Here is a 17,146-nt window from a genome sequence, read left to right as displayed (position 1 = left end):
CAATTATAGGGGGGATAAACATGTGGATGCGTAAAATGGGAATGCTGCTTTGTTGTTTTCTGCTTGTGTTCATCGTAGCATGCAGCAGTGCTGGCGGAGGCACGGCTTCTGAACCAGAACCGGAAAAAGTAAGTACTGAAACGGGAACAGAAGCTACGAACAAAGATAACGAAGCAGCAGTAGAAGAGGAAGAAGCCACCGGGACACCTGAAATGGATTTTGACATGGGCGGCCGGACACTTAAATGGGTATCTTGGTACGATGAATCGGTAAAGGAAGACAACCCAGACAGTATTGAAGTGAAGAAAAACTTGGATGCGTTAATGGAAAAACATAATTTTAAAATCGAATATGTTGTAGTCGATTTTGGCGAATATCAAGATAAAGTAACTGCATCGCTCGTAGCCGGCGAACCTCTCGGAGATATTATCAGGGTAGCTAGACCTTGGATGATTCCGACACTGGTTAAGCAGGATTTATTCCACCCGGTAGATGAATACACCAAGAACGAAAAGGTGTTTATTCAGCAGTACACGAACGAATACTCGCAATTTGAAGGAAGAGGCTACGGATTTAGAACAGGAATTAATGGAGCTTCTTCCGGTGTTTTTTACAATCGTACGTTGATGAATCAGTTAGGAATGAAGCCATTACAAGATTATGTTAACGATGACAACTGGAATTGGGAAACCTTTATACAGGTCGCTAAAGAAGCGAACAAAGATTCCAACAATGACGGGAAATTGGATATTTGGGGGCTAGCTACTGCTTCTATTCTTGTTCAGGCTATGGCCGCAAATGAAGCTAACTTGGTTGATGGTGATAAACAAAATCTGGAGGATCCAAAAACATTAGAAGTATTAAACTTCTTGTCTACACTTGCTACGGAGTCCGTTGCAAGACCGACAGAAGGAGGAGACTGGACTGAACCAGGACAGTTTTTCCGTCAAGGTAATACTTTAATGGTTGCGAGCAGTGATTATGAAATAGAAAATTTCGCAAAAGATATGCCGGATTATGATATCGGATTCTTGCCGTTCCCTAAAGGACCAAGTGCTACCGGATATCACTCTCACAACACCATACCTAACTATTTAACCGTTCCAAGTGCTATCGAAAATCCTGATCAAATCGTCTATATTTATGAGAAAATGCATGAGTTTGAATCCATGTACGATTATCCGAAACAATCTAGATTCGAGACGATGTTCAGTAATGAGGACGATCTGAACAATGCCCGTAATGCGGGAGAAAGCATTAAAGTAATTGATACCATTGATGGTTATCCTAGCATGCCTTATTATGAATTTGGCGGTGAAATTCTAGAAGGCGTTTCTGTATCAACGGTTGTTGAGAAATACAAAGAACCGTTCCAAGCGGCAATTGATGAAGTCTGGAAAAAGTAAAATAGTATAACCCACGTAAAAAAGCAGTCCGAGCGGAGTCTAGTTATAACTTCGAGCGGACTGCTTTTTATTAAAACAAGTTTACTTCGCAAATTTATTTAGAGAGGGAATGATAAAATTGAGTTCACTTACTAAAAAATCAATTTGTGCACTGCTTGTTTTTGCTTCTGTGATGCAACTTCTATTTTCCTTTTCAGACCATCAGAAAGTATTTGCTGCAAGTGATGTAAATGTTAATTTTTCTTCTGAAAAACAAGTCATCCGGGGCTTCGGAGGGATTAATCACCCCGTATGGATCGGCGATTTAACTGCTGCTCAAAGAGATACTGCGTTTGGGAACGGAGTAAATCAACTGGGTTTTTCTATACTACGAATTTATGTAGATGAAAACAGAAACAATTGGTACAAAGAATTACCAACTGCGAAACGTGCCATCGAACAAGGAGCTATTGTTTTTGCGTCGCCATGGAACCCTCCTAGTGATATGATAGAGACTTTCAATCGAAATGGAGATACAAATGCAAAGCGGCTTAAGTATGATAAATACGCCGCATATGCACAGCATCTAAATGATTTTGTATCTTATATGAAAGAAAACGGTGTGGATTTGTACGCGATCTCTGTACAAAATGAACCGGATTATGCTCATGATTGGACCTGGTGGACACCTCAAGAAATACTGCGTTTTATGAAAGAGAATGCAGGCTCCATACAGAGTAAAGTTATTGCTCCCGAGTCATTTTCTTATCTTAAAAATATGTCAGATCCCATATTGAATGACCCGCAAGCTCTCGCTAATATGGATATTCTTGGCGCACACACATATGGCACAAACTTTTCTGACTTTGCCTATCCATTGTTTAAACAAAAAGGGGCAGGAAAAGATCTTTGGATGACGGAAGTGTATTACCCAAACAGCAATAATAACTCAGCAAATCTCTGGCCTGAGGCGCTGGATGTTGCTTATCATATGCATCAGGCTATGGTAGAAGCGGATTTTCAGGCCTATGTATGGTGGTATATTCGCAGACAATATGGTCCGATGAATGAAGATGGAACCATTAGCAAACGCGGATACAGTATGGCTCATTTTTCGAAATTTGTCCGTCCTGGATATATAAGAGTCGATGCCACTAAGAATCCAGACACGAATGTTTTCATTTCTGCCTACAAAGGTAACAATAAGGCCATAATTGTAGCGGTTAACCGGGGGACATCAAGTATAAACCAGAAATTTAATTTACAAAATGGAACTGCTTCCAAAGTATCTACATGGATTACAGACAGCAGCAGAAGCATGGCAGCAGGTACCGATATTACGGTAACGAATCATTCTTTTACCGCTCAACTGCCTGCTCGAAGTGTCATGACATTTACAGCTGATTTAGGAAGTGTCAGCGGAAGTGAGTCTACAACCTATGAAGCGGAGTCTGGTACAACGTTGACAGATGCTGTAGTCGAATCTCTCTACAGTGGATACAGCGGAACTGGATATGTTAATTTTAGTGCTGCCTCAAACGCTGCACTTCAGTGGAATTCGATTTACTGCGCAGTGACAGGAACGAAAAATATAAAAATTCGGTACGGACTGGAGTCTGGCACTAGAAATCTTGATATCTATGTTAACGGAACAAAGGTATTAAGTAACGTTCCTTTCTCCACAACGGGAGCTTGGGGAACATGGGGCGAAAAAACGATACAGGTTCCTATGAACAGTGGAAATAATATAGTGAAGGTGGTAACGACAGGAACAGAAGGTCCAAATATCGATAAAATTGAAGTATCTGCTCAGTATTAATTGTCTTAAAAATATGGCTGGCTTACCAATTCAGGAAAATGAGTGATTGGTGAGCCAGTCTCCTGATTAGAGGATGGGAGGATCTCATGGAATTCATTATAACCGCAAGAAGTAAATCAAGTGATAGTAAGGAATACAGAGAAATACGAGAGAACGGACTGACAGCAAAAATAAATAAAAAAAGAAATATAGGCAATCCACAATTTCCGATCCAGGCACTTATCACAATATGCAATGAAGAAAGTAATCCCTGGCAGGGTGTAATCCATGTAGAATTGCCGTTTCAAAAGGTGGAACCTCGGTTTTTTCTGCCTGCATTTATGTATGGTTTAAACCGGGGAGAAGCTCCGCAGAATGTTCCTAATGAGTTTCCAAGACTGAGACCAGGGAACCCAGGAAGGCCTTCCTCTTCTTGGTGGATGGTAAGAAGTGATCGTTTGTCGCATCCCGCTGCATTTGTATATGACAGTGGAAAAGTCTATGGACTATGTGCAAGTCCTTATTTTATTACGAAAGATGGAGTGAAACAGCAGTGGTACCCAGGCAAAACAGGTGAATTTTATCAGTATGGCGGATATACATGCTCTATTGACCGAGGGACAGTAGGGTATACGCTTGGTTATGAAAACGCACCATTGCATTTTATTAAATCTCGTCTAGTCAAAGAACGAGCGCCGCTTGAAGACAATTGCTTTGAGATTCAGGCAGGAGAGACGATTCAATTTACGATAGATCTGTATGAATATGAAGCTGAATCAGAACTTGGTATCAATCCAGCGCTAGAACATATTTATTATCGTTATCATCAGCAGCCAAGGGAAGGAAGCGACATTAAAACAGCTGCCAGTGATTTATCCAGTGCAATTTTTACATATGCTTGGCTTCCCGAGGAACGCCATTATTCTGCTTTTGTATTTGAAGATAAACAAACAGGAGGATGGAGATATAATAAAATTATTTCTATCAGTTGGACGAATGGTCTAACCATTGCTACACCTGTACTTATGGCAGCTCTGCGACTGGGAGATAAGGCTATGCGGGAGCAAGCGATTTCTTGTATTACAAATATTATTGAAAACTCACTTAATCCCAAGACAGGTCTCCCATATAGTGCTTACCATAATGGTGTATGGAGTAACAAAGGATGGTGGTTTGACGGTATGCGCACACCGGGGCATTCTGCTTACCTTTCAGGACAAGCCATGTTTTATATTTTGAAGGCATACGAATATGAGAAACGAATCAAAGGTATTTCTCATGATGACTGGTTGATTTTCGCTAAAGATGTTCTGGATAAATTAGAACGAACAAAGAATTCAGACCATGAATATCCGACCATCCTATCAGAAAAAACAGGTGCTGGGCTTGAATATGACGCATTTAGCGGTGCTTGGTGCTTGGCTGCAATGGCTTAATACAGCTGGCTAACTGAAGATGAGTCCTATATAGAAAGTCTTAAAGATAGTGAACAACACTATTATGAGACTTACGTAAAACGCATGGAATGTTACGGTGCCCCATTGGATGCAGAGAAGGCTGTGGATTCGGAAGGAATTTTAGCTTACATCCGGGCAGTCAGATATCTTCATGCTTTAACGAAAGATGATCTGTATCTAGACCATATGCGTGATGCTATTTGTTATGAGTTTACTTTCAAATTTTGTTATAATTCGCCGGTGAAAACTCCTCCGCTTAGCACGCTCGGCTGGTCTAGCAGTGGGGGCAGTGTAACCTCAGTAGCGAATCCACATATTCATCCCATGTCCAGCAGTATTGTAGATGAGTTATACTATTATACCGAAAATCGTGATGATCCTTATGTTATATTTGCGTTTGATGGATACCGTTCGCTGGGGATGTCAAACATATAATCGTTACGATGGTGAATTTGATTTCGGAAAAAAAGGATGGATGTCTGAACGGTTTTGTCATTCTGAAGGACTGGTTACCGAAAAATATAGTGATGGTTCCCCAGCCAGTACATGGTTTTGTCTCATGCCGTGGGCTAGCGGAAGTATTATTGAAGGTCTAGTTGGTGATTACTGGGAGACCCAATAATATCTTAATTATAAGGAATGTTATTTCTGTCGTTATGTAAGACAATATGATGTACGGGATAGGATTCGAGAACAAAACTAATGTAGTAATGATTTATAGTTTAATATTGAATTAATTACAGCTGGTCAATGTGATCGGCTGTTTTTTCATATAAAAGTATAGGAGAAGGATTACATAAGGTTGATGTCAAATATAAGGTGCTTAATCATTAGGAGGAGTGCGTATTGAAAGATAAAGCGATTGACAGGGTAGCCCTTGTAAGACGTTCTTTACTGATCTTCTTTAGTATTTTCACGTTAACACTTGGCGTTGTATTTGCATGGCCCTTTATTAGTATAGAAGACACTCCGGATGGACTGAAGTATACCCAAATAACTACTGATAATGGGGTTACTCTACACGTATTGCAGACGGAACCAGATAATATATCGCTGCTGACGATTAACGACAACGTTGTGCGTTCGGGACACAGTGGAATCAATGGCGGATTCTTTTGGGAAGATCAGCTACTTAGTATTGCAGTGATGGATGGTATTCCTACAAACGGAGATGTCAAAGAATATGGATCAGGCTGGTTTAACACCAAATACGACCGTGGAACGATGGTATATGATCGGATCACAAAGAAGGTTGACGTTCAGCGAGTTGCAAGTGCCGACGATCTAACGATTACAGATGAGACAAAGTTCTGGGCACAGGGTGGAGTAAGTATGAACCTAATGGATGATAACAGGTGGTATGATGCTGCGATTAATGAAGAACGACTTCCGTTTTCTAGCGATAAGCGGCTACGCAGTGCAATGGCTTATGATACATCAGGAGACATCTACCTTATTGTTTCTTCTACCAAATGTACGGCCGAACAGTTTCGGACTGCGATAAAGAGTAGTGTAGCCGTTGGAAAATTACAGGAAGGCATTTTTCTAGACGGAGATGGGTCCTCACAACTGCTCGCCGGTAACGTCAAGCTAAAGGGTGATGATAGAAAGGTGGTGCAAATGATTGTTGTAAATGGGGAGAGCTAAATTGCATAAGCGAGGCCCAAATATAGTGGGGTATAAGGTTCAACATTCTAATCGTCATTCTGTTGGTCACTCGGGACAAGGAGGTGTAAAATTAATGATCTGTGATAAAAAAATAAAGCGGCTGGATTATATTCGTTCCTTTGTTTATGAGAATCTTTTTACAGCCGAGAACAGCTTAAAGAAACATCAGGCTTGGTCACAACTATCTAGGGTTACTAGTTTTGCTTCAATGCTTGCTATGAGGAGAGGACAAGACCCGGAAATCGCTGCAATCGCGGGGTTACTTCACAGTTACTATTTCGTCAAAACGGGAGTAAAGACCTTTCCAGGCCACAATAGTGCTGATGCTGTAAGACCCATCCTACGCAGCTCCGAACTCTTTACCGATAAAGAGATGACCATTATTCTTAGATCTATCTTTTATCAAGATGATCGACAGCGCAGCCATGGTCCCTATGAGGAAATTTTGAAAGATGCTATTTTGCTGCAGATGTACTTTCACAATACGGATGGACATGTTCCTACAACGGATATACATAGACTACAAAATGTACTTAGAGAGTTAGGAATGCCGGAAGAAACAGTAAAAGCGCTTGCTACCGCTAATCATATCGATGCGAAATTAATAAATTCACATAGGGAAGACAGACGTTCTATGCTTGCTGATTATGCAGAAACCTTGGCCAAGAAGAATATTATAGGCGTACCTGAAAATGAGGATTATAGAGAGATTTGCAAGTATTGGCCAGACGCTGATATTTATAAAGTGCTGGAGAGTAACTGGTGTGCTGCATTTGTATATCACTGCTGTATGCGGGTGGGATTACTACTACCGATTCGTTATCCGAACCATATGTATCGGCTTGCCGGAGTTGGAGCGTTGCTAGATTGGGCAAAGCTGCCCGAAACTAGATTTTTTTATGACGTTAATCAAGAAGAGTTTGATCCGGCTCGTGGTGATATTGTTATTTTCGAGAAATTATTAACTGATCATTCTCATGATCATATTGGCATTGTTTTAGCTTGTGATGATCATCAAATTATGGTTGCAGAAGGTAATGTAGACAATGAAAACTATTCCGGCGTTCTATATAGGGATAGAGGTCATTGTATACTCGGATATATTCGAATAGGGGACAACTACCAGTATCAATTTAATGGAGAGTACATCCCCATTCCATAACTTTAGGCGAAGAAAAGGTGTATACACTGCTTAATAATGAAATTGTTCAGCAAACGATATGTAAATATAACAACCAGCCTCTATGACTGAGACTGGTTGTTTAATTTATTACTCCGCATTGCTACCGATGTTGCTTAATATATTCCAAGACCATTAGGCCAATTTCCATACCATGAGTAATTTACTCGTCTTTCTTGCTCAATATCACTGAGTTTGTATTTAACAATCCCGTCACGACCGACAAAGATCGGTTTATTTGTATTTATCTCATAAAAACGTGCCCAAATTGCTGGAGCAGTCGGATCACTCGTCACGACTACATCATCACTTGTCTTTACAACTTTGATTCCAGTAATTTTCACAGCTTTAAACCAATCTTCTGCAGCTTTGATCGAAGCAGCAATTTGAGTTGTAGAAGATCTAGTTTTAAGGAATTTAACAATCCCGACACTTTCTTGGCCGGAGAGAGAAGGAACCTCGTACGCTCTTGCACCAGCGGGCTTTAATGTTACTGAATCATGCTGTTGTCCCCAAACCGTTAGCTTTCCATTGACAACAACCTGCATTTGCAAAATAAGGTTTACACCTTTTGTAACTGCCGTTTTACATCTTCCCGCTAGAGTGCTGTCGATAAAGGAAAAGTCTCCTTTTTTGTTTGCAACATCATCCAGCAGTATCATTACGTTAATCATGGCATTGTCATTAAAAGTAATGTGTTTATGATAACCGGAGCTGTTATACACTTGCGGCCAGCCGCCATTTGCATATTGCATGTTCAACAAGAAATTGATTCCTTTGATCGCTGCAGCAGAATACTTGCTATCTTTCGTTTTTTGATACTCAGCTGCAAGTCTTCTAATCTCGGTATAAGTGGCCTTGTTATCAATCGTAGACTTGGCCCACTCTCCGCTCGTTGTCGTATAATCCTTTTTCCAACCGCCATCGGCCTGCTGGTATTTTAAAATGTCTGAGATGCTTGCCGTTTCCCCAGAAGCGGCATTTACGGCAGAAGGAGATAAAAACAAGAAACTTAAAGTGGAGAAGAACATTGTTAAAGCGAGTAGAAAGGGAATTCTTTTGATTGTTGATGTGATCAGGTAAACCAGCTCCTTTGTTCGTTTGGTTTTACATGTGAAGCGAATAAAATGTACCAAACCTATCATAATCCACTGGGAAAAAGAGTGGTTAAACAGGCTTAGAAACAGAATGTTGTAAACGCTTCCATATAATATACCTTATTATAATAAAACAGAAACAAAATATGTATATTTTTTGCAATGATTAGGTAGTAATTTTAATCGCTAGATAAGTTTAGCTGGAACAAATGATTAGATGGTGCGTTTATACAAGTAGAAGGAGGGGAGTAATGCGTAATTTACTTTCTATATTTTTACTAGCGGTATTATTATCTGGATGTGTTTCTGAACAAGACCTTACCTTAGAAACTGCCACAAGCAGGGCACTAGATAAGGTTCCTGGCTGTGGAAATGACTTAGAAACCTTTAACAAGGTTAATGAGAGCCAAGAAAAGGGAAATGGATTTGTTATCACCATTCAGCAAGACTGTGAACCAAAAGACGGAGAGGGACCTCAGATGCGTTCGGATTACACCTATTATGTGACTTTAAATGAAGTTAAGATCGTTAAAGATCATAATTAGATTAGTAGATGGTGTTACATTGGCACGGAATATGAAAAGGGGAATGATGATGAAAAGGAAAATGAATTTGATATTACTAATTTGTCTATTAGTGAGCATCATGACGATCTCCATACCTTCAAATGCATATGCTTGTTCTTGCGTAGAGCCTAAAAGTGTTCAAGATGAATTCAGTCGATCAGAAGCCGTTTTTTCGGGACGCGTAATTGAAGTAAAGGAAGAGAGAACGAATAGATATCTATCGAATGCTGTATTATTTGAAACCAGTGAGATCTGGAAGGGGGGTTCAGAATCTCAAATCATCATTCGTACCGGCAGCGGTGGAGGTGATTGTGGGATTCAATTTAAAGAAGGAGAGGATTATTTAGTCTATGCGAAACCATCTTCTATGTATGGTGCCAAAGAACAGTTAGTAAGCATCATTTGTGATCGAACCAATGTATTAGCTCAAGCAGAAGAGGATTTAGCTATTTTAGGAGAAGGTAAAGCACCTACACAACAAGTAGATCATACAAGGGAATTGAATCGTTTAAACTCAGGCGTATGGATGACAGTGCTTGGAATGGGATTATTAATTATTGTCGTGGCTTTCTTGGTATGGAGAAGAGTAAGAAAGAAATAAGCCAGCTAAATATTTTACAGGATTCATTGATCGAAAGGGGGATAAGGGTGACAATTTTTCAGTCAAGAAAGAGAAAATATAACATGTCAGTAGAGTGGGTAAAGGAACATGCTCATCTTATCGATACCTTGTCCGAATCTAAAGCGGATAATTTTCACTTTTTAGAACAAGTCCTAAAGGATAAACGAATTGTATGGCTAGGTGAAAATGGTCACGGTATTGCTGAGCATAATCTTCTCAAAACCAAATTGATTGATTTTCTCTATCATAAAATGGGATTTAAAGTGATAGCATTCGAGAGCGGACTTACTGAATGTTATACCTCGAACTTCCTAAAAGATGAACTTTCAGTTGATGAATTCATAGACCATTCTGTCTTTCCATTTTGGAAAACAGAAGAAACATATTCATTATTCCAATCATTAAAAGCTAGCGAGGACTTTAATATTATAGGTTTTGATTTTCAGCCATCCAGCAAACAGAGTTTGTTGATGGCATTTTTAAATAAAATCAATATTGATTTTCCATTGGAATTTAAACAGAATATACAAAAAGTAGAAGAGAACACAGCTCATTGGTATGGCCGTATTAGCAAATATAGAGGAAGAAGGAAGAGGGTGCCCAAAGAGACGTTACAAGAATATAAATTCATTCAAAGTGAATTAAATGAGATTATAGATCAATTACATGATCTTCTGATGAATAGGAAAAAGGATTTTATTAATAATGGTTTGGACTTGCCCTTTACATTCATTCAGAAAGAACTCGATAATAGACGCCTTTTTCTAAATCATTTAACCGATAACTACCAAGATTATATGAAATATCGGGATCAGATCATGGCAGCTAACTTAGAATGGATTTGTAATGAATTATATCCGAATGAAAAGATAATCATTTGGGCTCACAATGCTCATATTTATAAAAATTACCAAGCATCAAATAATTACAGACCAATGGGTTCATTAATAAGTAAAGAGTTAATGGATGACTCCTATTATATTGGTCTCTTTATGTATGAAGGAGAGGCACATTTATTGAATAGAACAGTTTATAGAATTGGCCATGCGCCAAAAAAGAGTCTAGAGGATTATATGAATCATACCGATTCCTTTGTTTCGTTTCTTGATTTCTCTCATGTCACGGCACAACCAAACAATAAGTGGATATTTGAGAAAACACTAATCTTAGAGCATGGAACAGTGAGGAAATTTATTATCCCAGCTGAGCAATTTAGCGGAATATTTTTTGTGAAGAAGGTTTCACCACCTCGTTACCTATAATCATCTGTACATCCAAGTAGAGACGTTAAACAAAATAAAAATGCACCTTACTAAAATTGAATTTAGTAAGGTGCATTTTTTTGTGCTTATCTTATTTTGTATAGTTATCGAAGTAACCTTGAATGTAAATCATTGGTGTTCCTTTGTCGCCGCTGCCTGAAGTTAAATCAGACAATGAGCCAATGAGATCGGTTAGTCTACGAGGCGTTGTGCCTTGAGCTTCCATTTCACCAACGAGATCGTCGTTCTTATTCTGGATGAATGCAGTAATTGCTTGTTGTAACTCTTCACCACGAAGATGAGAGAAGTTGTTATCTGCCAAGTACTTCAGTTTCACTTCATTTGGAGTACCATTAAGTCCCTCGGTGTAAGCAGGGGAGACAACAGGATCTGCAAGTTCCCAAATTTTACCGACTGGATCTTTGAAAGCTCCATCTCCATAAACCATGACTTCAACCGTTTTACCAGTTAGTTCTTTCAGTTTCTCTTGAATACGATCAACGATAGGTTGACAATTATTCGGGAATAATTTCACGCTTTCTTCCGTTGCTTTATTGGATCCAAGTAGACCATACGCTTCGTTGTAGCCACTGCCATTAATTGATTTTGATAAAATATCATCAAGACCAAATACTTTTTCAGCACCATTGTTAGTTAAAATACGTTTGGTTCTGAAACGGGAGTGAATATCACAAGTTAGAACATATTTTGTATACTCTAAAATGGTTTTAGGGTTATTAGAGAAGATGACCTCACAAGTTGTACCTTCCGCTTCAATGAGAGATTTATAATATTCAATGTAATCAACACCTGTAAATGGATGTTTTTTATAACCAAAATGCTCACGGAACTGATCTTCTGACAATACATCGGTCCAAGGATTAATGCCTTTTACATCCAGTTCATCGATGTCTACCAGGTGATTACCTACTTCATCAGCAGGGTAGCTTAGCATTAAGATGACTTTCTTCGCGCCCTTTGCAATCCCTCTCAAGCAATTAGCAAATCGGTTACGGCTAAGAATTGGGAAAATGACACCGACGGTTTCGTCACCGAATTTTTCATTTATATCTGTCGCTATATGGTCGATTGTCGCATAGTTCCCTTGCGCACGAGCAACAATGGATTCAGTTATGGTAACAATGTCACGATCCTCAATCGAAAATCCTTCACTTTTTGCTGCATTTATGACGGTATCCACTACGATTTGTTCAATAGAATCACCTTGGTTAATGATCGGACCACGAAGTCCTCGTACAACCGTTCCCACTGCTCTTGTCATTATAAATCTCCCCTTTACCGAGTTCACGTTATGTATCATTAGTAACGAAATGTTTAAACACTATGATTTTACTATACCTTTGAAAAGTGTTATAAGTAAAATTAATATTTGTAATGTTTGATATAAGGAGAATTAATATGATTGGAAAATTAGATCTATATCGCGTATTTAATGTCGTCAGCCAAAATAAAAGCTTTTCTAAAGCGGCAGAAGAACTATTTTTAACACAATCTGCAGTGAGCCAAGCGATTACGAAACTTGAGAAGGAGTTAGAAATTCCGCTTTTCTATCGAACGTCAAAAGGCGTCGTTCTAACAACAGAAGGTAAATTGTTAAATGAACATATTAATTCTGCACTAGGGATCATTCATGCCGCAGAAGATAAAATGCTGGAGTTCAAATCCTTAAAAACAGGCCAGTTACGAATCGGGGTAGGCGATACCATCTCTCGTTATTATTTACTCCCTTACCTAGAGAAGTTTCACAAAGAATTCCCGGGCATCAAATTAAATATTATAAATGGAACGACAATGGAAATCTGCGAGTTTATAAAAACGGGAAAAGCGGATCTTGGGATCTGTAATTTGCCCATTCAAGGGGATCATCTAGAGGTCATTCCTTGTAAGGAAATTCAAGATATTTTTGTGTGTGGAGAGAAATACAAAGAGCTGATTTCAAAACCGGTTAGCTTAGAATATCTAATGGACATGCCCCTTATCTTTCTAGAGAAAAAGTCGAACTCAAGAATGTACGTAGAAGATTTTTTGAAAAAAAGAGGACATCATCTTTCTCCCGTCTTTGAACTTGGATCGCATGATTTAGTATTAGAGTTCACAAAAATAAATTTGGGTATTTCCTGTGTGATTAAAGAGTTTTCAATGGACTATTTAGAAAGAGGAGACTTACACGAGATCATACTAGAAGAGGAAATCCCCAAAAGAAATATTGGCATATGCTATCTAAAAAATGTTCCATTATCACGTGCAGGGCAGAAGTTTGTGGAAAATATAAACCAAAGAGCCCAGTCTATTTAGACTGAGCTCTTTATTATGAATTTCTATTTCTCCACCACAGTCTCACCTTCAATTAATACTGGCTGATAATAAGTGCTCGTAGGAAGATCTTTTTTACCTTGTAATTTCTTAATGACCCAATCTGCAGCATCACGTCCCATTTGTTCTTGCGGGTGTGTCAGCGTAGTTAGTTTAATATTTGCATTTTTTGCAATATAGGAATTGTCTTGACCAATAATAGATAATTCATCCGGTATCGAAATATCTAGTTGTCTGCACACATTTACGACTTCAAGTCCTACCTCGTCGTTATAACAAACAATAGCTGTCAGCACATCTCTATTTTCAATTAGGAAATTCTTTATGTTAACGGATAAATTCTGCTTTGACTCTGTATCAAATGAGAGCACTTGTTCAGGTTGAAACCGTAATTTAGCTTCACCCAGCGCTTTAATATACCCCTTCATTCGATATTTACCTTGTAGGTCATCCATTTTCGAGATAATCCCAATTTTTTTATGTCCTCTTGAGATTAATTCTTTTGTAGCTAGATAGCTAGATTGTACGTCATCAAGACAAAAGAAAGGAACTTCGAGTTCTTCATAATAAGCATTGATCATAATGAAGGGAACATCTTGTTCTTTGAATGTTAGGTAGTAAGCAATATTGGGATTGTATAGATTACTTTTCGTAGGTTCAACAATTAAACCATCTACCCCATAAGAGAGCATCATTTCTAATGCCTTTTTCTCTTGTGCGACATCATTATTTGTACTTGCTAATAGCAGCGAGTAATTATCCTCATTAAGCCTTCCTTCAATACCACGGATAATGGAGGGGAAAATGTAATCGGAAATATAAGTCGTGATGACGCCAATGATCTTATTATTGGTATTTCCATTCGATTTAGATCGATATTGGTTGCTGACATAAGTACCAGAACCTTTTTCACTTCTTAAAAATCCCTCGTTAGACAGTTCTAAAATCGCTTTTCGTACAGTCTGTCGGCTAACTTGGTACTGCTCTTGTAATGCAGACTCCGTAGGAATTTGTTCGCCGACGTTATAAACGCCTGAAAGAATGTTGCTTTTTATATCGTCAATAATAAATTGGTATTTTGGTTTCACTAAAGTTCACTTCTTTCATCGTTGTTAGTTAATATATCAAATTTATATAAAATAGTTGTAAGTACAAATTTCATTTATGTCTAATCAAATAAATCATTTTATCTTATTTATGTACAAAGTTCAAAACAATTATATTATCTACGTAGCTTTATGTCACATAATATCTTTATGTATACATAAATACCAAAAAAGAGGAACTTCCGTTATTAATTTGTATGTATACCTTTTAAATTTGTTGACAAATGTACGAACAAAAAATATACTGAATCTGTCAAAAGGAAAGCGCCTTCTTTCGATTTTAAGGTTTCTAAAAGTGTTATCTGAGAGGGGACAAACGTAAGAATGAGCCAGCTAAATATCAAACAAGCAATTACTAAGGGAGAAACTTCACTTGGTATCGAATTTGGGTCCACACGAATCAAAGCAGTCCTCATTGCGAATAACTTTGAAACGATTGCTTCAGGTAGTTACGAGTGGGAGAACAAGTTAGTCGATGGGTTTTGGACGTACAACTTAGAGGATATTCTCAGTGGACTACAAGCAGCCTATAGCGAAATGAAGCAAGAAGTAGAGAAGAAATACGAAGTTACACTTCAAACGATTGGTTCTATTGGATTTTCTGCAATGATGCACGGTTATATGGCATTTGATGAAAATAATCAGCTGCTTGTCCCGTTTCGGACATGGCGTAATGCGACAACTGGTACTGCAGCAAAAGAGTTAACGGATCTGTTCCAATTCAACATTCCAGAACGTTGGAGTATTGCTCATTTATATCAAGCTATTCTTAATGAAGAGGAACATGTGCCTCGTATTCGTTTTATCACTACGTTGGCTGGATTCATTCACTTTTTACTTACAGATCATAAAACAATCGGCATCGGTGATGCCTCAGGTATTTTCCCAATTGATGAATCTACAAAAGATTACAACGAATCAATGATGAGACAATTTGATGATCTTACTTCTGCCAAAGGTTATCCTTGGAAGTTGCAAGATATTCTGCCTCAAGTTTATGTCTCTGGTGAAGAAGCTGGTAAATTAACAGCGGCTGGAGCCAAAATCCTTGATAAATCAGAAAATTTACAACCAGGTATTCCACTTTGTCCTGCTGAAGGCGATGCGGGTACAGGAATGGTTGCTACCAATAGTGTTAAAAAGCGCACAGGAAACGTCTCCGTAGGAACTTCCGTGTTTGCGATGATTGTATTAGAAAATGATCTTTCCGAATTACATCCGGAAATTGATATGGTAACGACTCCAAATGGTAGCCCTGTTGGAATGGTACATGCCAATAACTGTTCTAGCGATATCAATGCTTGGATGGGGCTGTTCCGCGAATTTTCACAAGCAATGGGTCATAAAGTGGAGACGGAAAAACTATTCAGTGTCATGTTTAACAAGGCACTAGAAGCGGACCCAGACGGCGGCGGACTGCTAAGCTACGGTTATTTTTCCGGCGAAAATATTACAGGATTAGAGCAGGGACGACCACTCTTTGTCCGCACCCCTGAAAGTAATTTTAATTTAGCTAATTTCATGAGAACGCATCTTTTTACTGCATTTGGGGCCCTTAAGATCGGAATGGACATTCTGACGAAGAAAGAAAATGTAGAAATCGACAGCATCTTAGCTCATGGCGGTTTATTTAAAACTCCTCTCGTTGGACAGAAGATGGTTGCAGCGGCACTGAATGTTCCTGTATCTGTGACAAGCACAGCTGGAGAGGGCGGCGCATGGGGAATGGCTATTCTTGCATCTTACATGATTAATAAAGACTCAAACGAAAGTTTAGAAGACTTCCTGGACCAAAAAGTCTTTAAAGATGTTGTGGCTGAGGAAGTTCATCCGGATGAAGTAGACGTTAAAGGATTTGAAATATTTATCGAACGATACAAAAAAGGTCTGGAAATTGAGCAGGCTGCTGTTGACAACTTAGCTTAAAAGGGGAGGGAATCCGGTGTTAGAACAACTAAAAGAAGAAGTGTTTCAAGCCAATCTCGATCTACCTAAACAAGGACTTATTAAATATACGTGGGGCAATGTAAGTGCCATCGATCGTGAAAGCGGTTTGTTTGTTATTAAGCCTAGCGGTGTTGATTATGAAACGATGAAAGCAAGTGATATGGTCGTTGTTGATTTAGATGGCAATGTCGTGGAAGGTGAGTATAGACCATCTTCTGACACGCCAACTCACGCCGTTCTTTATAAAAAATATTCAGAAATCGGTGGTATTGTCCATACTCATTCACCATGGGCAACCGTCTGGGCTCAAGCGGGACTTGATGTTCCGGTCATGGGAACTACACATGCAGATACATTCTATGGTTCCATTCCCTGCGCACGATTCTTGACACAAGAGGAAGTTGACCGCGGTTATGAAGCCGAAACAGGTCATGTGATCATCGAGACTTTTGAGAATCGCGGTATCGATATTATGGCAGTACCAGGTGTCTTGCTTAAGGGTCACGGACCATTTACTTGGGGAAAAGATGCAAAAACAGCAGTAATGAATAGTGTTGTGCTAGAAGAAGTTTCGAAAATGAATTTATTTGCTAGAGAGTTAAATCATTTTGCAGAGGAATTGCCGCAGCGCATTTTAGATAAACACTACTTACGTAAACATGGAAAAAACGCTTATTACGGACAAAAGTAAGTTAACTGAATCAAGGACATCGTATTACTAACT

16 protein-coding genes are annotated in these 17,146 nt (G+C 38.8%); 13 read left to right on the top strand and 3 right to left on the bottom strand.

Going from position 1 to position 17,146, the window contains the following annotated elements; genetic code table 11:
- The first annotated feature begins 20 nt into the window (after positions 1-20).
- The 7 genes from H9647_RS15675 to H9647_RS15655 all read left to right on the top strand — a co-directional run bounded on the left by H9647_RS15675 (position 21) and on the right by H9647_RS15655 (position 7,470).
- On the top strand, positions 21-1,406 hold the full coding sequence (locus H9647_RS15675; RefSeq protein WP_191801614.1) for an ABC transporter substrate-binding protein: 1,386 nt from the start codon (positions 21-23) through the stop codon (positions 1,404-1,406).
- 109 nt (positions 1,407-1,515) lie between these two features.
- Positions 1,516-3,204, top strand: a complete 1,689-nt coding sequence (locus H9647_RS15670) for a carbohydrate-binding protein (protein WP_191801604.1) — start codon at positions 1,516-1,518, stop codon at positions 3,202-3,204.
- A gap of 86 nt (positions 3,205-3,290) precedes the next feature.
- On the top strand, positions 3,291-4,619 hold the full coding sequence (locus tag H9647_RS15665; protein WP_225229330.1) for a hypothetical protein: 1,329 nt from the start codon (positions 3,291-3,293) through the stop codon (positions 4,617-4,619).
- A gap of 84 nt (positions 4,620-4,703) precedes the next feature.
- A complete protein-coding gene (locus H9647_RS25820; protein ID WP_225229329.1) occupies positions 4,704-5,075 on the top strand; it encodes a hypothetical protein in 372 nt (123 codons plus the stop codon).
- Entirely contained in the window at positions 5,041-5,262 is a 222-nt protein-coding gene (locus H9647_RS25815) for a hypothetical protein (RefSeq protein ID WP_225229328.1), read from the top strand. The genes H9647_RS25820 and H9647_RS25815 overlap by 35 nt, the downstream gene beginning before the upstream one ends.
- A gap of 224 nt (positions 5,263-5,486) precedes the next feature.
- On the top strand, positions 5,487-6,287 hold the full coding sequence (locus tag H9647_RS15660) for a hypothetical protein (protein WP_191801602.1): 801 nt from the start codon (positions 5,487-5,489) through the stop codon (positions 6,285-6,287).
- Positions 6,288-6,381: 94 nt separating this feature from the next.
- A complete protein-coding gene (locus tag H9647_RS15655) occupies positions 6,382-7,470 on the top strand; it encodes a CHAP domain-containing protein (RefSeq protein WP_191801600.1) in 1,089 nt (362 codons plus the stop codon).
- A gap of 134 nt (positions 7,471-7,604) precedes the next feature.
- On the opposite strand, the gene pelA is transcribed toward H9647_RS15655, so the two are convergent.
- Positions 7,605-8,633, bottom strand: coding sequence for a pectate lyase (pelA, locus tag H9647_RS15650; protein ID WP_225229327.1), 1,029 nt, complete (start codon positions 8,631-8,633; stop codon positions 7,605-7,607).
- A gap of 203 nt (positions 8,634-8,836) precedes the next feature.
- On the opposite strand from pelA, the gene H9647_RS15645 reads away from it, so the two are divergent.
- The 3 genes from H9647_RS15645 to H9647_RS15635 all read left to right on the top strand — a co-directional run bounded on the left by H9647_RS15645 (position 8,837) and on the right by H9647_RS15635 (position 11,035).
- A complete protein-coding gene (locus H9647_RS15645; RefSeq protein WP_191801598.1) occupies positions 8,837-9,130 on the top strand; it encodes a hypothetical protein in 294 nt (97 codons plus the stop codon).
- 61 nt (positions 9,131-9,191) lie between these two features.
- A complete protein-coding gene (locus H9647_RS15640; RefSeq protein WP_225229326.1) occupies positions 9,192-9,752 on the top strand; it encodes a hypothetical protein in 561 nt (186 codons plus the stop codon).
- Positions 9,674-11,035, top strand: coding sequence for an erythromycin esterase family protein (locus H9647_RS15635; RefSeq protein ID WP_191801594.1), 1,362 nt, complete (start codon positions 9,674-9,676; stop codon positions 11,033-11,035). Before H9647_RS15640 ends, H9647_RS15635 begins: the two co-directional genes overlap by 79 nt.
- 91 nt (positions 11,036-11,126) lie before the next feature.
- Here the strand turns inward: H9647_RS15635 and H9647_RS15630 are convergent, their stop codons facing one another.
- The gene (locus H9647_RS15630; RefSeq protein ID WP_191801592.1) at positions 11,127-12,317 is read right to left on the bottom strand and encodes a coenzyme F420-0:L-glutamate ligase; all 1,191 of its coding nucleotides are present in this window, start codon (positions 12,315-12,317) and stop codon (positions 11,127-11,129) included.
- Between the two features lie 137 nt (positions 12,318-12,454).
- Between H9647_RS15630 and H9647_RS15625 the strand changes: the two genes are divergently transcribed.
- Positions 12,455-13,351 (top strand): LysR family transcriptional regulator, encoded by an 897-nt coding sequence (locus H9647_RS15625; protein WP_191801590.1) that lies wholly within the window; start codon positions 12,455-12,457, stop codon positions 13,349-13,351.
- Positions 13,352-13,374: 23 nt separating this feature from the next.
- Here the strand turns inward: H9647_RS15625 and H9647_RS15620 are convergent, their stop codons facing one another.
- Complete coding sequence (locus H9647_RS15620) at positions 13,375-14,457, bottom strand: GntR family transcriptional regulator (RefSeq protein ID WP_191801588.1); 1,083 nt, start codon at positions 14,455-14,457, stop codon at positions 13,375-13,377.
- Positions 14,458-14,799: 342 nt separating this feature from the next.
- Here H9647_RS15620 and H9647_RS15615 point away from each other — a divergent pair, with 342 nt between their 5' ends.
- Both H9647_RS15615 and H9647_RS15610 read left to right on the top strand, forming a co-directional pair.
- Complete coding sequence (locus H9647_RS15615) at positions 14,800-16,401, top strand: xylulokinase (protein WP_191801586.1); 1,602 nt, start codon at positions 14,800-14,802, stop codon at positions 16,399-16,401.
- 16 nt (positions 16,402-16,417) lie between these two features.
- Positions 16,418-17,113 (top strand): L-ribulose-5-phosphate 4-epimerase, encoded by a 696-nt coding sequence (locus H9647_RS15610; RefSeq protein WP_191801584.1) that lies wholly within the window; start codon positions 16,418-16,420, stop codon positions 17,111-17,113.
- The last annotated feature ends 33 nt before the right edge of the window (positions 17,114-17,146 follow it).

It is taken from the genome of Paenibacillus gallinarum, from assembly GCF_014836635.1.
Classification (GTDB): domain Bacteria; phylum Bacillota; class Bacilli; order Paenibacillales; family Paenibacillaceae; genus Paenibacillus; species Paenibacillus gallinarum.
Note: the sequence above shows the minus strand (reverse complement) of the source record. Positions and strands in the feature narration are given on the sequence as shown.